The organism is Pontibacter sp. LHS1 (assembly GCF_058932855.1).
Genome location: NZ_JBZYWF010000001.1, coordinates 882,820 through 900,873, shown reverse-complemented (window position 1 = coordinate 900,873; position 18,054 = coordinate 882,820). Strand labels below are relative to the sequence as shown.

At 51.4% G+C, this 18,054-nt stretch carries 12 protein-coding genes and 1 other RNA gene; 6 read left to right on the top strand and 7 right to left on the bottom strand.

What is annotated here, in order from left to right:
* Positions 1–24: 24 nt before the first annotated feature.
* The 3 genes from cfa to AC5FXQ_RS03845 all read right to left on the bottom strand — a co-directional run bounded on the left by cfa (position 25) and on the right by AC5FXQ_RS03845 (position 3,956).
* Entirely contained in the window at positions 25–1,146 is a 1,122-nt protein-coding gene (gene cfa, locus AC5FXQ_RS03855; protein WP_493601168.1) for a cyclopropane fatty acyl phospholipid synthase, read from the bottom strand.
* Positions 1,147–1,231: 85 nt separating this feature from the next.
* Positions 1,232–2,590 carry a sensor histidine kinase gene (locus AC5FXQ_RS03850; protein WP_493601167.1) on the bottom strand — a complete coding sequence of 453 codons (1,359 nt, stop codon included), beginning with the start codon at positions 2,588–2,590 and terminating at the stop codon, positions 1,232–1,234.
* Positions 2,580–3,956 (bottom strand): sigma-54-dependent transcriptional regulator, encoded by a 1,377-nt coding sequence (locus AC5FXQ_RS03845; protein ID WP_493601166.1) that lies wholly within the window; start codon positions 3,954–3,956, stop codon positions 2,580–2,582. Before AC5FXQ_RS03845 ends, AC5FXQ_RS03850 begins: the two co-directional genes overlap by 11 nt.
* A 239-nt stretch (positions 3,957–4,195) precedes the next feature.
* Between AC5FXQ_RS03845 and AC5FXQ_RS03840 the strand changes: the two genes are divergently transcribed.
* From AC5FXQ_RS03840 to AC5FXQ_RS03815, 6 genes are all read left to right on the top strand, one after another.
* Positions 4,196–6,604: an ABC transporter permease gene (locus AC5FXQ_RS03840; protein WP_493601165.1), complete on the top strand. Its 2,409-nt coding sequence runs from the start codon at positions 4,196–4,198 to the stop codon at positions 6,602–6,604.
* A gap of 42 nt (positions 6,605–6,646) precedes the next feature.
* Complete coding sequence (locus AC5FXQ_RS03835; protein WP_493601164.1) at positions 6,647–8,092, top strand: S41 family peptidase; 1,446 nt, start codon at positions 6,647–6,649, stop codon at positions 8,090–8,092.
* A 382-nt stretch (positions 8,093–8,474) separates the two neighbouring features.
* Positions 8,475–9,611, top strand: a complete 1,137-nt coding sequence (locus tag AC5FXQ_RS03830; RefSeq protein WP_493601163.1) for a transglutaminase-like domain-containing protein — start codon at positions 8,475–8,477, stop codon at positions 9,609–9,611.
* Positions 9,612–9,753: 142 nt separating this feature from the next.
* Positions 9,754–10,123, top strand: a transfer-messenger RNA (tmRNA) gene (gene ssrA, locus AC5FXQ_RS03825).
* Positions 10,124–10,723: 600 nt separating this feature from the next.
* Positions 10,724–11,128 (top strand): nucleoside diphosphate kinase regulator, encoded by a 405-nt coding sequence (gene rnk / locus AC5FXQ_RS03820; protein WP_493601162.1) that lies wholly within the window; start codon positions 10,724–10,726, stop codon positions 11,126–11,128.
* Positions 11,129–11,177: 49 nt separating this feature from the next.
* Positions 11,178–12,200, top strand: coding sequence for a rod shape-determining protein (locus tag AC5FXQ_RS03815; RefSeq protein WP_493601161.1), 1,023 nt, complete (start codon positions 11,178–11,180; stop codon positions 12,198–12,200).
* Between the two features lie 112 nt (positions 12,201–12,312).
* On the opposite strand, the gene xylE is transcribed toward AC5FXQ_RS03815, so the two are convergent.
* The 4 genes from xylE to AC5FXQ_RS03795 form a co-directional block, all read right to left on the bottom strand.
* A complete protein-coding gene (gene xylE / locus AC5FXQ_RS03810; protein WP_493601160.1) occupies positions 12,313–13,767 on the bottom strand; it encodes a D-xylose transporter XylE in 1,455 nt (484 codons plus the stop codon).
* Between the two features lie 34 nt (positions 13,768–13,801).
* Positions 13,802–15,133 carry a xylose isomerase gene (gene xylA, locus AC5FXQ_RS03805; protein WP_493601159.1) on the bottom strand — a complete coding sequence of 444 codons (1,332 nt, stop codon included), beginning with the start codon at positions 15,131–15,133 and terminating at the stop codon, positions 13,802–13,804.
* 33 nt (positions 15,134–15,166) lie between these two features.
* On the bottom strand, positions 15,167–16,651 hold the full coding sequence (locus AC5FXQ_RS03800; protein ID WP_493601158.1) for a xylulokinase: 1,485 nt from the start codon (positions 16,649–16,651) through the stop codon (positions 15,167–15,169).
* Positions 16,652–16,744: 93 nt separating this feature from the next.
* Positions 16,745–18,043, bottom strand: a complete 1,299-nt coding sequence (locus AC5FXQ_RS03795; protein WP_493601157.1) for a TRAP transporter large permease — start codon at positions 18,041–18,043, stop codon at positions 16,745–16,747.
* Between the last annotated feature and the right edge of the window lie 11 nt (positions 18,044–18,054).

Sequence of the window (18,054 nt, the reverse complement as noted above, 5' to 3'; positions counted from 1 at the left end):
ACTTGCCATACCTGAGCCCTATACCTAACTCACCGCTTCGTAGCCGCCCGGTATACCTTTCTTGGAGAGGACGAACTGCCACAACTGGTTGTTGCGGGCCCGAAAAGAGCCGGCGCTGGAAAGCAGGTAGTAAGTCCACATGCGGTAAAACCTTTCGCCGTACTCTCCCTGCAACTCTGGCCAGTGCTGGTTGAAGTTGTGGTGCCAGGCCATAAGGGTTCTGTCATAGTCAGGGCCGAAGTTGTGCAGGTCCTCCACCACAAAGATGTGCTCCATGGCGCCAGTGAGTTGACGCAGCGAAGGAATCAGGCAGTTCGGGAAAATGTACCGGTCTATGAATGGATCGGGTGCTGTTTTAGAGAAGTTAACGCCGATGGTGTGTAGCAGGAACAGGCCATCGTCTTTAAGGCAGTGGGCAGCTGTTTGCATGTAAGTGCGGTGGTTGCGGAGGCCCACATGCTCGGCCATCCCGATGGACACCACATGATCAAACTGCTCCCGCACGTCGCGGTAGTCCTGCAGCCGGATCTCGATGGGCAGCCCTTTGCAAAGTTCCCGTGCCAACGCCGCCTGCTCCCGCGAAACGGTAACCCCTACCACTTCCACGCCATACCTTTCGGCTGCATACCTGGCAAAGCTTCCCCAGCCACAGCCAATGTCGAGTACCCGCTGGCCAGGCTGCAGCCGAAGCTTGCGGCAGACAAGGTCGAGTTTGTTCTCCTGCGCCTGATCCAGGTTGTCGGCGTTTCTCCAGTAGGCGCAGCTGTATACCAGGCGCTTGTCGAGCATGCGCTGGTACAGACCGTTGCCGATATCGTAGTGGCGCTGAGCATTGCGTGCCGCTCTGCCTCTGGCCTGCAGGTTAAGCACCTTTGCCAGCAGCACCTCCAGCACAGTTCTCCACCCAAAGCGCACCCTTTTGTATAGGTCGGCACGCATCACCTTGTTCACAAATTCATCTATCTCGGCGCACTCCCACCAGCCGTCCATGTAGGCCTCACCCAAGCCCAGGGAGCCTTGGCTGAGCACACGTTTGTAGAAGCGATCATCATGCACCTGGAGGTCCCAGGGATCGGGACCATTAACCTTGACATCGGCTGTAGCCAGCATGGCGGTTACCTGCTGCTGTAGGGAGGCACTTTTCATAATGCAGGAGTATTTGGAGTGCTGTATATACTCGTTTGCCTATGAACGAAAGCGGGAATAAATGGTTAGTAATGAGTGGTCTGCGCTAGAAGGTAAGGGTGAAGACGGAGCCAACGTCCTCCTGCGACTCCACTTGTATAGTGCCTTTGTGCAGCAGCATGATGTGCTTGGCCAGGCTAAGGCCTATACCTGAACCGTCCTTGTGAGAGGTGAAGAAGGGTATGAAAATGCTTTCCATCAGTGCCTCGGGTATACCAGTGCCATTGTCACGCACCTCGATGAACACCCTGCCATTTTCCAGCTCACCCGCACTAAGCCATACATGCGGCTCCGGCACATCCTTTACAGCCCGTGCCGCATTCAGGATGAGGTTGATCAGCACCTGCTCCAGCAGGTTCACATCGCCGTTCAGGGTCAGGTCCGAAGACGATGCCTGGCAGCTGAGGGCTAGACCCTGTTCTTCCAGGCGCGGGCGCATGAGGGCATCGATGCTGTTGAGCAGCTCCTGCACATAAACAGTGGTCAGCAGGATCTGCTGCGACTTGTTGAGGTTGCGGTAGAAGTGAGCAAAGCGGAGTAGTCCTTCGCTTCGCTTCCTGATAATGGCAATTCCCTCCTCCGTGTCCTGCAGCAGCTCATGGTTTGGCAGGAGCTGCCCCTGTGCCTCCTGTTCCTCCCGCTCCGCCTGCAGGTGCTTGCCCAACGAGTCAGCCAATGAGGCAATGGGAGCCACGGAGTTCATGATTTCGTGCGTCATTACCCGCAGCAGTTTCTGCCAGGCTTCGGTTTCGGTTTCGTCCACGGCAGAGCTCACGTTCTTGATCGCGACGAGTGTAAGGGGGTGTGTCTGCATGGTAAAAGCCGTAGCTGAAAGGAGGAGTTGAGTTGTTCCCTGCGGCAGCTTTTGCTTCAGCAGCTTATTTTCGCCGGGCTGCAGCTCCAGAATGGCCTCTAACAGCTGGGGGTAGCGCCGCTCCAGGTTGTCGAGGCTCTTGAGGTGCGGTATACCCAGTATCTTCTTGAAGGCGTCGTTCACCCACTCCACTTGCCCTTCTTCGTCATAGGCCATGATGCCGGTGTCGATGAGCTGCAGGATAGTTTGCATGTAATGAAACTGCGCCTCCTTCTCGATCTGCAGTTGTTTAAAGGTATGGCTGATCTGGTTAAAGGCCTGGTGCAGCGGACGCAGTGAGTGATTGGAGGGATTTTCGTTGAACTGCTGTGTAAAGTCCCGCTGCCTTACTGCCTGCAGGAACTTTGCCAGCTCGTAATTGCTCCGGGTCACATAGTTGGCCAGCTCCCATACCTGTGCCAGCATCACCAGGATGCCGGAGCCCACCTGTAGCCAGGTAAACTGCACCAGGTAGAGGGAAGTCAGGAGCATCATGCTCAGCAGCAGGATGAACCGGATCAGCAGGCCAAACTCGAGGCGCTTAAATTTCATGCTTGTTCAGGCGGCGGTACAGGGCAGTACGGGTCAATCCCAGCTCTTTGGCTGATTTTGAAATATTGCCCTTGTTCTTTTCGATCACACGACGAATGGTCTCCCGCTCAATCTCGCTGAGCGGCAGCTGCTGATCAAATACCAGGGCATTGGCCGACGTAGTCTGAGGTGCCTCCAGTTCCATAGCCGAAAAGCTGAAATCCTGCGGCTGCAGCACATTGCCTTCGGCCATGATGATGGCCCGCTCCACAGCATGCTGCAGCTCGCGGATGTTGCCGGGCCAGGAGTGTTGTCGCAACTTTTTGAGCGTAGCAGGATCAAATTCAGGTATAGGCTTATGGTTTTTTGGTGCGTAGTAAGCGGCAAAATGCTGTGCCAGCAGTTCTACATCGGCACCGCGTTCACGCAGCGGCGGCAGCACGACCTCTACGGTGTTGATGCGGTAGATCAAATCTTTGCGAAACTGGTTCTGCGCAGCCAAGTGATAAATAGGCGCATTGGTAGCCGTGATCAGTCGTATGTCAACAGGTATAGGCTGGTTAGATCCCAGCGGCGTTACCTGCCGGTTTTGCAGCACTGTGAGCAGCTTGGCCTGCATGGGCAGCGAAATATTGCCGATTTCGTCGAGGAACAGCGTGCCGCCGTTGGCAGCTTCAAAGCGGCCCATCCGATCTTCTTTGGCATCGGTGAAAGCACCCTTTTTATACCCGAACAATTCGCTCTCAAACAGCGAATCGGTCAGGGCACCTACGTCCACACTCACAAATGGCTTGTCGGCCCGGAAAGACTTCTGGTGCAGCGCCCGTGCCACCAGCTCTTTGCCAGTGCCGTTTTCGCCCAGTATGAGCACGTTGGCTTCCGTGGGGGCTATCTTGTCAATCTTATACAGTACCTCCCGTATGGCGTCCGATTCACCCAGAATAGGTATAGCATTATCTGTTTTAGGCTTAGCAGACTGCCCTTTCTGTTTCAGCTGCTTGGACTCCAGGGCGTGGTGCAGGGTCTCGAGCAGTTTGTCGTTGTGCCAGGGCTTCACAATAAAGTCGTAGGCACCCTCTTTGAGTGAGCGTACGGCCAGCTCCACATCGCCATAGGCTGTAATCAGGATGACAGTAGCGCTGCGGTCTTTCTCGAGTATCCGGTTGAGCCAGTAGATGCCTTCATTGCCGGTGTGGAGGGCACTCTTGAAGTTCATGTCCAGGAAGATCACGTCGAAACGCTCCTTGTCCAGCAGCTTCATCAGGTTCTCCGGGTTCTTCTCTGTCACCACCTCCTTCACTTCGGTCTTCAGCAGCATTTTCATGGCGAAGAGCACATCCGCCTCGTCGTCGACAACCAAGACCCGTCCGTTTTTTACTACAGCCATACACCAAATGCTTTTAATTTTAAATCGAAGATAATTAGTATTTCGCAATTCTGCCTTAGGTAAAGTCAGTTTTTTAAGCCTTGCACCATATGTTGCGAAAGCGCACAGGTGTATCGTCAGAATGTGTATCGGAAGCGGACACATTAATATCACTGTTTTGTGTAATTATCTTTAAATCAATTATTTATGAATGTGGCATTTTTATTTCTTGCTCTTTTACATACTTACTGCTCACACATATGCTGATTGGTATTCTGAAAAAAGAGTTTGATAATCTGATGACGAATCTTATGCTGAAGAACTACCTCAAAATGGCTTACCGCAACCTGCTGCGGCACAAGGGTTTCTCCCTGATCAACATCTCAGGACTTGCCTTGGGTATGACATGTAGCATCCTGATCCTGCTGTGGGTGAAGGATGAACTGAGTTTTGACCGGTTTCATACGAATGTGGATCAGCTATACCGGGTGATGAACATACAGCACTATCCGGGGGCAGATGACCTCACCACAGAGTCAGGGCCAGGGCAGTTGGGGCCGGCCATGCAGCGGGAACTGCCAGAGGTGCAGCAGGCCGTTCGTATTTCCTGGGAACAGGAGAACTTATTCAGCAACGGGGAAATGGCAATCAAGGGAAATGGCGTGTATGCTGACTCGACCTTCTTTCAGGTGTTCTCCTTCCCGCTCCTGCAAGGCGATGCGGCACAGGTGCTGCAGCAGCCCAAAACAGTGGTGATCAGCGACAGCCTCGCTCTGAAGCTGTTTGGCACCCGTGAGGCAGTGGGCAGGCTTGTAAAGCTGAACAATACCGAGAGCTATACCATCTCAGGCGTTATGCAGTCGGTGCCGAAGAACTCCTCCCTTCAGTTTGAGTACGTCATCCCTTTCGCTGATTACGCGGCGATGCACGAATGGATCAAGGAGTGGGGCAACTACGGCTTGCGCACCTATGTGCAACTGCAGCCAGGGGTCGATGTCGCCGCTTTCAACGAAAAGATCAAGCCCTTCCTGACAAAAGGAGATAAAGGCTCCCGCGATACCGATTTGTTTGTGCAGCCGGTAAAGGATATTCACCTGTACTCCGACTTCCGGAAAGGAAGAACGGAGAGCGGGCTGATCATGTATGTCAGGTTGTTTTCTGTAGTGGCCGTTTTCCTGCTCCTGATCGCCTGCATCAACTTTATGAACCTGGCGACTGCACGCTCTGCCAAGCGGGCCAAGGAGGTGGGTGTGCGCAAAGCCATCGGTGCCAGCAAAGGGTCGCTGGTGCGGCAGTTCATGATTGAGTCCGTATTGATTGCTTTCCTGGCGCTTTTTATAGCGGCCAACCTGACAGGCATGCTGCTGCCGGCATTCAATAACCTGACCGGTAAGGCAGTAGTTTTTGATCTGACAGACCCCGAGCTTATCCTGCTTTTGCTGGGAGTTGCGCTGTTTACAGGCATCGTATCGGGCAGCTACCCGGCTTTCTTTCTGTCCTCTTTCGACCCGGTGGTGGTGCTCAAGGGCACAGTAAAGCTCAACGATCGCGTTGCCTTCTTCCGGAAAGGGCTGGTGGTATTTCAGTTCGTACTGTCGGCCCTGCTCATTGTGAGCACGCTGGTAGTATACCTGCAGCTGCATTACATCCGCACCACTGACATCGGTTTACAGCGCGAAAACACGGTGCTCATCCCGATAGAAGGGCAAATGAAAGAGCGCTATGAAGTAATAAAGCAAGACTTTCAGAACATAAACGGCATTGCAGCTGTGTCGGCCTCCGATCAGATCGCATTGCGGATGGGATCTAACACAAGTGATGTGGAGTGGACAGGAAAGGACCCGGATGCTGCGGTGCTGATAGATTACATGCACATTGACTATGGCCTGGTAGAAACCATGAAAATGAAGCTGAAAGATGGACGGACCTTCTCTAAAGAATTCGGCGCCGACACAGCCAATTACATTATAAATGAAGAAGCTGCCAAGCTCATGCAGATGGATCAACCGGTTGGAGAACGGCTCAAACTCTGGGGGGCTGAAGGACGCATTATTGGCCTGATCGAGAACTTCCAGTCAAGGAAAATGCAGGTGGGCCCTGCTCCGCTGATCATAAGGCTGGACCCAGGTAATCTGAATTACCTCTATGTCAGAGTTGAGCCTGGGCAAACCACACCTGCGCTTGCTGCCATGGAGCGTGTCTTGCAGAAGCACAACCCGGCTTTCCCTTTCGAATATCACTTTCTGGACGACATGTTTGAGCGCATGTACAAGAGCGAGTCTATCATCGGAAAGCTAACAAATTATTTTGCTGGCATAGCCATCTTCATTTCCTGCCTCGGACTGTTTGGTCTGGCATTGTTCACAGCAGAGCAGCGCAAGAAGGAAATCGGTGTGCGCAAAGTGCTGGGTGCATCAGTGTCGGGGATCGTGTTCATGCTCAGCAAAGATTTCCTGAAGCTGGTACTCATTGCCAATGTAATCGCGCTGCCTTTGAGCTGGTACCTGATGAGTAACTGGCTCAACGACTACGCCCACCGTACCGACCTGAGCTGGTGGATCTTTGCATCTGCTTTTGCTGCCACTATCATCATCGCCATGCTCACACTCAGCTTCCACGCCATCAAAACAGCCATGGCCGACCCAATTGGTTCGCTGCGGACGGAGTAGAATGTTGCCCATACCTAAGATTTCCAACCTTATAAACCAAATATGAGAAAACAACTATTTCTACTGTCCTTGGCGTTTTTGACAGCATTTGCAGCCAAAGCGCAGAGCTGCGATTGTGAAGCAAACTTTCAATGGGTGAAAAAGACCTTCGAAGAAAATGACGCCGGCTTCAGCTATGCAATGGATGCAAAAGGAGAGCAGGCCTACCAGGATCACAACAAGCGAATACTGGAAAAAGTAAAAGCCGCCAAATCCATTTCTGAGTGCGCACCTGTTCTGAATGAGTGGCTGAAATTCTTCCGGTCAGGGCATGTGGGCATTCGGCTGAAACAAAACGGGAATAACAGTACAACGGCCAATGCCCCGGTGGCGAATTATAACGATTGGGAGACCTTGAAAGTGGATGTGCCAAAGTTTGAGAAATACCTGGCAAAAAAGAAGGAGCATGACTACGAGGGAATCTGGACAACCGGAATGTATAAGGTTGGCATCAAAAAAGTGAAGGACGACTATGTGGGCTTTATCATAGAGTCCGGCGCCGATACCTGGAAAAAGGATCAGGTGAAGTTGCGGATAAGCGGAAAAGGCGACGAGCAGAAATCAACTTTCTATATGCGTGATCACAGCGCTGTGGAGTCAGATAAAGTTGAAGTGCTCGGAAACAGTGTGCTGCAATTAGGTAATAATACCCTGGAAAGGGTATTCCCCAAACTAGAGCAGGAAAAGGAAGTCGCCGACTATTTGAAACTGGTGGCAGCCAAAAAGCCATACCTAGAAACACGGGATAATAGTACGCTCTATATCCGGATACCATCGTTTAGCTACGATCACAAAAAGAGCATCGACAGTCTGCTGCTCGCAAACAGAGAGAAGATACTACAGACTGAAAACCTGATCCTCGACATCAGAAGCGGAACAGGTGGAAGCGACGCCAGTTTTGCAGAGATCCTCCCTTTCATTTATACCAATCCGATCAGGACAGTTGGTGTTGAGTTTCTGTCCACCAAACTTAACAACCAGCGGATGCTCGATTTTATCAACAATCCCAAGTATGGGTTTAGTGAAGACGAGAAGAAGTGGGCCAGAGAGTCGTACGAAAAACTGGAGAAACAACCAGGCAAATTTGTCAGCCTGAACAGCAGCGATGTGAGCATCACAAAACTCGACAAGGTGCACGAATATCCTAAAAATGTGGGAATCATTATTAACAGTGGCAATGGCAGCACCGATGAGCAGTTTCTGCTGGCCGCCAAGCAGAGTCGGAAGGTGAAGCTGTATGGCACTACCACGAGGGGAGTGCTAGACATCTCGAACATGTATTTCGTCGATTCTCCGTGTGGGGAGTTCGAGCTAGGCTACAGTCTCTCAAGAAGCAAGCGTATACCTGATTTCACGATTGATGACAAAGGAATTCAGCCGGACTATTACATAGACAGCACTATTCCCAAGCACAAGTGGGTTGAGTTTGTCCAAAGCATCATGACCTGAAAGCCTAATCAGTCAGGTACTGTTTCGAGGTAAAATAAATTCCGAATCATAATAAAGATTGCCCTGCAAGCCAGCTGCTTGCAGGGCTTTTTTTTGTGGGTTGATGTCGGTTTTAGCAGCCATTCAGTCCTGTAACAGCTAGTAGCAAGTTGTCTCAAAAACGCACAGGTGTATCAGGTGCGGGTGTATCGTAAGCGGACAGGTCTAAATTTTATCATGGTTTAAATTATTGATAATCAATGTTTTGTATTTGTGGCATTTGTCTTTCTTATACTCTTTCAGCAGTCAGGGCATACACTGACCTTGGTCTGGCAGGAAAAGCATCAGTTACAATTGAAATTCAACTATCATCTATAATTCACTACAAGTACAAATTAAAACCATGAAAAAATTATCATCAATCCTGTTCGTGCTGTTTGTTTTGGCCATACCTGCTTTAGCACAGCAGAAGCACAAAGGTCTTCCAGTAATAAAGGCAGCTGCTCCGGTGGCCGATTACAAGATCGGGGAGGAGTGGACAAAAGGCTCCTGGAACATTATGCCTGAACTGGTGCCAGATGTCATGCTGGTACCAGTACCTGGTAAAAAGGTGGGTGTATCTTTCCGCACCGACCTCGACTCCATTTCTTTTCAGGTAAAGCCTGGCAAGACCTATCAGTTCTATGTGCAGCTAAACGAAAAGGACTACGCACTCACTGAGCTGCGGGGCTTTGGCTTTGAAAGTATAAAATTCAACAAAGCGCAGGAAGTATCTGGCTATACCTTCCTGTATGAGCAGAATCAAAATAACGAGTTCCTGCAGACACTGCGCGAGCAGTATCGGCTGGATGCTGTTGTAGCCGGTGCTAAAAATGATACGGAAAAGGCCCTGCGCATTGTAAACTGGGTGCACAACCAATGGGAGCACAACGGCATGAACGTGCCGAGCAAACCTGATGCGCTCACCATACTGGCAGAGGTCAAAGAAGGCAAGCAGTTCCGCTGCGTAGAGTATGGCGTCGTGACTACATCTGCCCTGAATGCGATAGGCTTACCAGCCCGCACCATGGGACTGAAAATGAAAGACGTAGAAACGATCGAATCAGGGGCAGGACACGTGGTGCTGGAGGTATACCTGCCGGACCTGAAGAAATGGGTGATGCTCGACGGGCAGTTTGACGTGATGCCGGTTCTGAACAACGTGCCGCTGAATGCAGTGGAGTTTCAGGATGCGATTGTAAACAACTATGAAGCACTGGAGATCAGAAGCCTGTCAGGAGCCTCCAAAGATAAGTACATCGGCTGGGTGTTTCCTTACCTGTACTACTTCGACGTGAAGTTCGACAACCGCGAAGGTATAGCCCTGCAGCGTGAAACGATTGACGGGAAGTCTTCACTGATGCTGGTTCCTGCCGGTGCCAAGCAGCCAAAAGTATTCCAGGTGAAGTATCCAATGGAGTACCTCAAGTACACACATTCGCTGATTGACCTATACGAAGCACCTAAAATGGCAGAGCAGGGAGTTCTGTCAGCGAAGTAAGAAGCTAAGCGCAGATGAAACCACTGGGTAGCTAATTGTGTTCTATACACAGAAAACAGATAGAAGTGTGCCGCAAATTACTTACATTTGTGGCATACTTCTTGAAGTATAACGCGTAGGAATACGACGTTCTTTAACTTATGGGGATGACTGGAATTGACAGCTTGTGCAGATTGCGTGTAAGCATGTCGGGTGATGAACGTACCACCTGTTAAAAATCCGTTCAAACAATAACTGGCGAATATAACTACGCCATGGCTGCTTAATCTAGGTATTAAGCACTAGCCATAGTCTCGTGCAGGTTTCGTGAATCTGCTTGCACATACGAGGCTTCGATCCGATTTACTAGTCTGTGTAAGGGTGCGGTACACGGGCGAAACAAAGCATCTAAGGAGTGCGCATAAGTTTGACTTATACTTGCAAGCTCCCGACAATCCGAATAAGTCTAAGCATGTAGAAAGCCCGCCAATTTCCTTGTCTGGACCAGGGTTCGAATCCCTGCATCTCCACAATCCTAAGCTAAAAAGCCCCGCTGGCGATAAACCGGCGGGGCTTTTTTGTTTGTTCAGACTTACTCTTTTTCTCTCAAGGGGTAGAATGGCTGGTCTCCAGATATAGGCGACCCATCATGACAGCAAGTTGATCTCTATAGCCGGTAAAGTGGTTGTTTCCTTGCTTTTATGGGGCTTTATCCGTTACTTTGAAAGAATACTATCAGAACCGTGCTGCCACCAAACAGAAAAATTCATTTCTTTTCAGAGCCACTCACAGGCTTTGTTGCGGCATCGCATCACGTATCCCAAAGTGATGTGCTGAATGGCTATTGTCTTTTCTTTTATACAGCCCCTAAGGCCTTCATTAAGTAAGCCGGAAACCTCCGGCCCCGGGCGCAAGCCACCATACCTTACAGGTTATTCCTGTTCAATATGCTAGCATTTATCGTTTCACAAAACACCTTTACGCAGCGCAAAGGCTGCAGATAAGGGAGTTTTTGTGTGTTTGCCTTTTTACCAGCCTCCATATTGCATGTGCTGGAGGCTTAGCGCCTGCATTTGGGGCATGGCTCGGCGCTATACCTGCAAGATTTTTCAAAGCTTTAAAATATCCATGATATGAACCCAATTTATGTAACAGAAAAAGATCTACAACGCCTGCACAACCTGGTACAGGCGCAGCGCCAGGTAAGCGGTGCACATACTGTAGAGGCCCTCAGCAGAGAACTGAAACGAGCTAAAGTGGTAGCCTCCGAGGAGATTCCGGAGAATGTGGTTACCATGAACTCGGTGGTGAAGCTCAAGGAGCTGAAAAGCGGTGCAGAGATGGAGCTGACGGTAGTATACCCAAAAGACGCTGACTTGCCGAAGTTCAAAATCTCGGTGCTGGCACCAGTGGGCACGGCCATACTGGGCTGTAAAGTGGGCGACAAGGTGGAGCGACCGGGGCCAAAGGGCACGGTAGTGTACGAGGTGCTGGAGGTTTTGTATCAACCCGAAGCCGCAGGCGATCTGGCCCTTTAATTTGCTGGCCGGATTGGTCTGTCGGAGGAGAATATTTTTACCATAGAGAATGGGTTTTTTAGATTTTTTCAGAGAGGATATTGCCATTGACCTGGGCACGGCAAATTTTCTGGTGATGCAAGGCGACAAGGTGGTGGTGGACGAACCTGCTATCGTAGCCTACAGCCGCTCATCAGGAAAAGTGCTGGCCATTGGCCGTAAGGCCATGCAGATGGAGGGGAAGGCGCATGGGGACATCCGTATTGTGCGGCCGATGAAAGACGGTGTGATCGCTGACTTCCATGCAGCAGAGCACATGATGAAGGGCATGCTGCAACTGATCAATGGCGGCAAAAAGAAGCTGACGGCCTCTTACCGAATGGTCATCTGTGTTCCATCCGGTATAACCGAAGTAGAAAAGCGAGCTATACGCGACTCCGCTGTCATAGCCGGGGCAAGGGAGCTGTATCTGGTGCACGAGCCGATAGCCGCGGCCATCGGCATCGGGCTGGATGTAGAGGAGCCGAACGGGCACATGATTGTGGACATTGGAGGAGGCACGACTGAGATCGCCGTGATAGCCATGAGTGGCATCGTCTGCGACCAATCCCTGAAAGTGGCAGGTGAAAGTTTTACAGCAGATATTGTTCACTACATGCGCAAGCACCACAATCTGTTGATAGGGCAGTCCACCGCTGAGCGGATTAAGCTGACAGTAGGGTCTGCCCTGCCTGAGCTGCAGAACCCTCCGGCTGATGTGGCTATCAAAGGCCGCGACCTGCTCACAGGTCTGCCGAAACAGGTATACGTCTCCTACACGGATGTCGCTTTTTTTCTGGATCGCTCGCTTTCCAAAATAGAAGAGGCGGTGATGAAAACACTGGAGATGACACCGCCCGAGCTCTCGGCAGACATTCACCAGACGGGCATCTACCTGACCGGTGGAGGCGCCTTACTGCGCGGCCTCGACAAGAGGATTTCTGCCAGAACCAAACTGCCGACCCACGTGGTAGAAGACCCACTCCGCGCTGTCGTGAGAGGCACGGGCACTGCTATGCGGAATATAGACCGTTTCCAGTTTTTGATGCGCTGAGTTAGCTAGAAACTTTTGTGATAGGGTATAACCGGGCAGTTTGTGAATGAGCATTTGATAGAGCCCCGCCGGAGATTAACTGGCGGGGCTTTTTTTCCGCTTCACGTTTGGGCTATACCTTTGCTTTCTCGGCAAACACTTCTGCAGTCGCCTCTAGCTGCTCTGATTTCATGTGCCACAACTCTTCCATTTCCTCCAGCGACTTGCCTTTAGTTTCCGGCACCATTTTCCAGACAAACAGCAGCGACAGTACACTCATGAAACCATAAAAGCCGTAGGTGAAGGCCCCGCTAAACTCCATCATGGACGGATAGGTGGAGGAGATAAAATAGTTGGCCGCCCACTGTGCTGCCACCGCCACTGCCACGGCTTTTCCGCGTATTTTATTCGGGAAAATTTCGGAGATTAATACCCAGCAGATCGGTCCCCAGGACATCATAAACGAGGCTGTGTAGATGATAATGAATACCAGCGTGCTGATCCCGATGATCTCGAAGTAGGAGAGTCCGGCGATGGCGAACATGCCGATGGCCATACCTACGGAGCCAATCATCATCAGCGGCTTTCTACCCCATTTATCTACTGTGAGAATGGCCAAGACTGTGAAAAGAACATTGATCACACCCATCACTACGGTCTGAAGCATCGAAGCATCTTTGCCGGCACCCATGCTCTCGAAAATGCGGGGAGCATAGTAAAGAGCTACATTGATACCTACAAACTGCTGGAAAACGGAAAGCAGAATTCCGATCACGATAACGGTGCGGCCATAGGCAAGTAGCTTACCGGAGTGGTGCTCCACTGTATTTTTAATGTTAGCCAGTATCTGCCTGGCCGCTGATGGACCATTTACTTTCGTCAGGATTTTAAGTGCTTCATCATCCCGGTTAACCATGGTCAGGTAGCGGGGCGTTTCAGGTACGAAGAACAGCAGTGCGGCAAACAGGCCGGCAGGTATAGCCTCTGATAAAAACATTCGGCGCCAGCCAACTTCGTTTATCCACTCGATGGATTGACCGCTGGCGATGCCCCAGTTCACGAAGTACACAACCAGCATCCCGAAAATGATGGCAAACTGATTCAGCGAAACCAAACGGCCGCGAAGATGGGCGGGTGCAATCTCACCAATGTATACCGGGCTTACGGCAGAAGCCAACCCAACACCTATACCTCCTAATATCCGGTAAAAATTGAATAGGTATAGCAGCCCCATGGTCGGTTCTCCCTGCTCAAAGAAAAAGAATTCAGGGTAGGCAGAGCCCAGCGCAGAAACGAAAAACAATAAAGCGGCAACCAACAGGGTCTTTTTACGACCTATACCTGATGCCAGCACCCCCGAAATTGCTCCGCCTATAATACAGCCAATCAAGGCACTGGAAATCGTAGCGCCATGCACCCAGGTGCTGAGCCCGAGGCCGTCGATCAGGTATGCCTGCACTGATTTCTCAGCACCTGATATTACAGCGGTGTCATAGCCAAACAGCAGTCCACCTAGTGTGGCGATCAGGGTAATGCCGGCAATATAAGGCAGATTGCCGGCGGTAGAATCCTTAGCGTTTTCCATCATGATGAAGCAGGGTTAGGGTGAAGGATGCTATCGCTTAGATGAAGCGGTTGATCAGGTTTTCGAGGTACTCCTGGCGGCCGCTTCTCACTTCGGGCTCTCCATGCACAATGGCGTAGTCACGCAGCTCTTCCAGTGTCAGCTTGCCCTGCTCAAACTCTTGGCCTTTGCCACTGTCGAAGGAGGCGTAGCGTTCCTGGCGCAGCTTCTTGTAGTCGGAATTCTGCAGGATATTGTCGGCTGTGATTAATGCTCTGGCGAAGGTGTCAGCACCACCGATATGGGCGTAGAAGAGGTCGGCCGGATCGGTGGAGTTTCTGCGGATCTTGGCGTCGAAGTTGATTCCGCCGCCTTGCACGCCGCCTGCCTCCAGAAACACCAGCATAGCCTCTGTGAGCTCATTGATGTTATTCGGGAACTGGTCGGTATCCCAGCCGTTCTGGTAATCACCGCGGTTGGCGTCGATGGAGCCGAGCAGTCCGGCGTCGGCTGCCACCTGCAGCTCGTGCTGGAAGGTATGGCCGGCCAGTGTCGCGTGGTTCACTTCGATGTTGAGCTTAAAATCGTCGAGCAGGTCGTACTGACGCAGGAAGCTGATGACAGTGGCGGCGTCGTAGTCGTACTGGTGCTTGGTTGGCTCCATGGGTTTCGGCTCAATGAAGAATGTCCCTTTGAAACCCTGCTTGCGGGCATAGTCGCGGGCCATGTGCAGAAACTTGGCAAAGTGCTCCTGTTCCCGTTTCATGTCTGTGTTCAGGAGCGTCATATAACCCTCACGGCCTCCCCAGAACACATAGTTTTCACCCCCCAGCGCAATCGTTGCATCCAGGGCCGCTTTTACCTGGGCACCCGCATGGGCTGTCACATGGAAGTCGGGGTTTGTGGCTGCGCCGTTCATGTAGCGACTGTGCGAGAAGACATTGGCTGTACCCCAAAGGAGCTTTACACCAGTCTCTTTCTGTTTCTGCTGTGCATATTCAACGATAGCCTGCAGTCTGCGCTCGTTCTCCCGGATGTCGTTGCCATAATCCACCAGGTCTACATCATGGAAACAGTAGTAGGGTAGGCCCAGTTTGGTGATAAACTCAAAGGCTGCGTCCATTTTATCTTTGGCTCTTTCAACAGCGTCCTCTTTCTTGTTCCAGCCATACTTCAGTGTTGGTCCACCAAAAGGATCGGAACCATCCGCGTTGAATGAGTGCCAGTAAGCCACGGCGAAGCGCAGGTGCTCTTTTAGTGTCTTGCCGGCTACTACGCGGTTTTCGTCGTACCAGCGGTAGGCTAGTGGATTGTCAGAGTCGAGTCCTTCAAACTTAATGGTGCTTATACCTTTAAAATATTCTGTTTGAGATAATGTCTTGTTTGCCATAAGGTATGAGGGTTAGCTTATTTGCGTTTAAGGTTATGCTTTGTTCAGATGTTTCTCGAGCAGGGCTTTCCATTCCTGGTAAGCCGGTTCGTACTGGTCAATAGCTTTAGGCTCCACAACTCGCAGCCTTTCGATATTGGTGAAGGCCTCCTTCTCGGATGCAAAAGCCTTTACCCCGATGCCAGCACCCAGCGCAGCGCCAACGCTGCCATCGTTCAGGTATAACTCGACAGGGACGTGGGTGGCGTTCACAAAAACCTCCGTAAAGCAATCGCTCAGGAAAAGGTTGGCCTGGCCTGCCCGGATGATGCTGGGGTTCATACCGTTCTCGCGCATGATGTCCAGTCCGTAGCGGAAAGCAAAGGCTATACCTTCCTGCGCCGCCCGGAACAGATGGGCTTTGGAGTGAAGGTTGAGATCGATGTTGTGGAAGTGTGTGCCAACGATCTTATTGTTGAGCATCCGCTCGGCGCCATTTCCGAAAGGAATCACCCGTAAACCGTTACTGCCGACAGGTACAGTAGCAGCCATCTGGTTCATATCGGCATAGCTTATACCTGGCCCGGCTATGTTCTTCATCCAGCGGTTCAGGCTGCCGGTGCCGTTGATGCAGAGCAGCATCCCCAGCCTTTTCTGAGAGTCAGAATAATTAACGTGGGCAAAGGTATTCACCCGCGACTGCGGATCGTAAAGCAGCTTGTCGCTCACGCCGTAGATCACGCCTGAGGTACCCGCCGTAGCAGCTACCTCGCCCGGCTGCAGCACGTTTAGCGACAGGGCATTGTTGGGCTGGTCACCTGACTTATAGGTAACCGGTATGCCTGCCTGCAGGCCAAGTTCGTCGGCTATCTGCTGCTGCACTCTGCCATGTTCTGAGAATACAGGGTGAATGACAGGTATAAGCTCGCCGTTGAATTTGTAGTAGCCCAACACATCGCTGGAAAGGTTGTTCTCCTGGAAGTCCCAGAAAACACCCTCCGACAAAGCCGAGACGCTGGTGGTCACCTCACCCGTGAGCCGCATGGCCACATAATCGCCTGGCAGCATGATTTTGTCGATGTTGTCGTAAAGTTCGGGTTCATTGGCTTTGACCCAGGCCAGTTTGGAGGCAGTGAAGTTGCCCGGTGAGTTGAGTAATCGTGACAGGCTTCGTTCTTCGCCGATCGCTTCGAAAGCCTTGTTGCCAATTTCCACGGCACGGCTGTCGCACCAGATGATGGCGTTACGTAGGGCTTCCTGTGCTTTATTCACCACCACCAGGCCGTGCATCTGGTAGGCTATACCTATCGCGCCGATATCTTTTGAGTTATACCTGCCTGTCGCGTGCACTTTCAGAATGGCGGCTTTGGCGTGTTCCCACCACATGTCGGGTGCCTGCTCGGCCCAACCAGCTTTGGGAGCGATTATGTCTGACTCTTCCTCCGGGTGCTGGGCCGAAGCCAGACATTGCTGCGTTTGAGCGTCTACCACAGAAACTTTGATCGAAGAAGTGCCTACGTCTATACCTAATAGTAGCATAAAATATTATTAAACTGCTTAAAGGTGATGAATAGAGTAACGAAGTAACTACGCCGACCGCCGCAATTTAGCCCATCTTCACTTAGTTAAATATTACAAACCGAACACCTCTGGCAGCCAAAGGCTAAGCGAAGGTATGTAGGTCACCAGCAACAGTGCTACCAACATGGCTACGAAGAGCGGCACCAGTGGTTTGATCACTTTGCTGATACTGATATTAGCCACCCCGCAGCCCACAAATAATACCGAACCAACAGGCGGAGTACAGAGGCCGATGCAGAGGTTGAATACCATCAGGATACCGAAGTGTACCGGATGTACGCCCAGGGCCGTCACAACGGGCAGGAAGATAGGCGTGAAAATGAGCACAGCAGGTGTCATGTCCATGAAGATGCCGACAAACAGCAGGATCAGGTTGATGATAATGAGGATGACGATCTTGTTGTCGCTGATGGAAAGCAGTGCCTCACTCACCGCCTGCGGGATGTTCTCAAACGACATCACCCAGGACATACCCATCGAAGTGCCGATCAGCAGCATCACAATGGCAGTGGTGATCACTGTCGTGATGAGGATATCCGGCAGATCTTTTACTTTTACCTCACGGTATACCACCATCGACAGCACAACTGTGTAAAGTACCGCAATTGCCGAGGCCTCCGTCGCTGTAAAGACACCTGCTATGATGCCTCCAATCACGATAAAGAGCAGAAACAAACTTGGCAGGGCATCGACCAGTTTTTTGAAAACCACGCTTAGTGGAATGCGATCACCCACCGGGTACTTGTTTTTGTAAGCCATAAAACCAGCCACGCCCACCAGTGACATTCCCAGCAGTAAACCAGGTACATAGCCTGCAACAAACAAGGCCGCAATCGAAACGCCACCGCTTGCAAGGGAATACACGATCAGTATATTGCTCGGAGGAATAATCATGCCGGTTGTGGCCGAGGTGATGTTCACGGCCGCACTAAACGGTCTGGAGTAGCCCTCTTTGACCATGCGCGGGTTCATGATGCCGCCAATGGCCGAAGCCGCCGCCACCGCTGAACCTGAGATAGCTCCGAAGAGCATGTTGGCCACGATGTTCACGTAGGCGAGTCCGCCGGGTAGCGTGCCGACCAGGCTTTTGGCAAAATCTATCAGTCGTGTCGCAATACCGCCCCGGTTCATCAATTGACCGGCCAGTATGAAGAAAGGGATAGCCAACAGGGCGAAGCTGTCAAGTCCGGTGGCCAGGCGTTGGGCCAGGGTGGTGAAAGCCGGTACAGGCGCAATGCTCACCAGCATGGTCAGCAGCGCGGAAATACCGATAGAAAAGGCAATGGGTACACCGATGATCAGTAGGAAGATAAAGCTGACAACCAGTACGATGATCTCAAGAAATTCCATAAGCTCCTGTT

What these genes read in the sequence shown, in the direction of transcription:
- AC5FXQ_RS03800 (WP_493601158.1), bottom strand. Translation starts at nt 16,651, where the DNA reads ATGCTACTATTAGGTATAGACGTAGGCACTTCTTCGATCAAAGTTTCT.
- xylE (WP_493601160.1), bottom strand. Translation starts at nt 13,767, where the DNA reads ATGATGGAAAACGCTAAGGATTCTACCGCCGGCAATCTGCCTTATATT.
- AC5FXQ_RS03795 (WP_493601157.1), bottom strand. Translation starts at nt 18,043, where the DNA reads ATGGAATTTCTTGAGATCATCGTACTGGTTGTCAGCTTTATCTTCCTA.
- AC5FXQ_RS03830 (WP_493601163.1), top strand. Translation starts at nt 8,475, where the DNA reads ATGAAAAAATTATCATCAATCCTGTTCGTGCTGTTTGTTTTGGCCATA.
- cfa (WP_493601168.1), bottom strand. Translation starts at nt 1,146, where the DNA reads ATGAAAAGTGCCTCCCTACAGCAGCAGGTAACCGCCATGCTGGCTACA.
- AC5FXQ_RS03815 (WP_493601161.1), top strand. Translation starts at nt 11,178, where the DNA reads ATGGGTTTTTTAGATTTTTTCAGAGAGGATATTGCCATTGACCTGGGC.
- AC5FXQ_RS03845 (WP_493601166.1), bottom strand. Translation starts at nt 3,956, where the DNA reads ATGGCTGTAGTAAAAAACGGACGGGTCTTGGTTGTCGACGACGAGGCG.
- AC5FXQ_RS03835 (WP_493601164.1), top strand. Translation starts at nt 6,647, where the DNA reads ATGAGAAAACAACTATTTCTACTGTCCTTGGCGTTTTTGACAGCATTT.
- xylA (WP_493601159.1), bottom strand. Translation starts at nt 15,133, where the DNA reads ATGGCAAACAAGACATTATCTCAAACAGAATATTTTAAAGGTATAAGC.
- AC5FXQ_RS03850 (WP_493601167.1), bottom strand. Translation starts at nt 2,590, where the DNA reads ATGAAATTTAAGCGCCTCGAGTTTGGCCTGCTGATCCGGTTCATCCTG.
- AC5FXQ_RS03840 (WP_493601165.1), top strand. Translation starts at nt 4,196, where the DNA reads ATGCTGATTGGTATTCTGAAAAAAGAGTTTGATAATCTGATGACGAAT.
- rnk (WP_493601162.1), top strand. Translation starts at nt 10,724, where the DNA reads ATGAACCCAATTTATGTAACAGAAAAAGATCTACAACGCCTGCACAAC.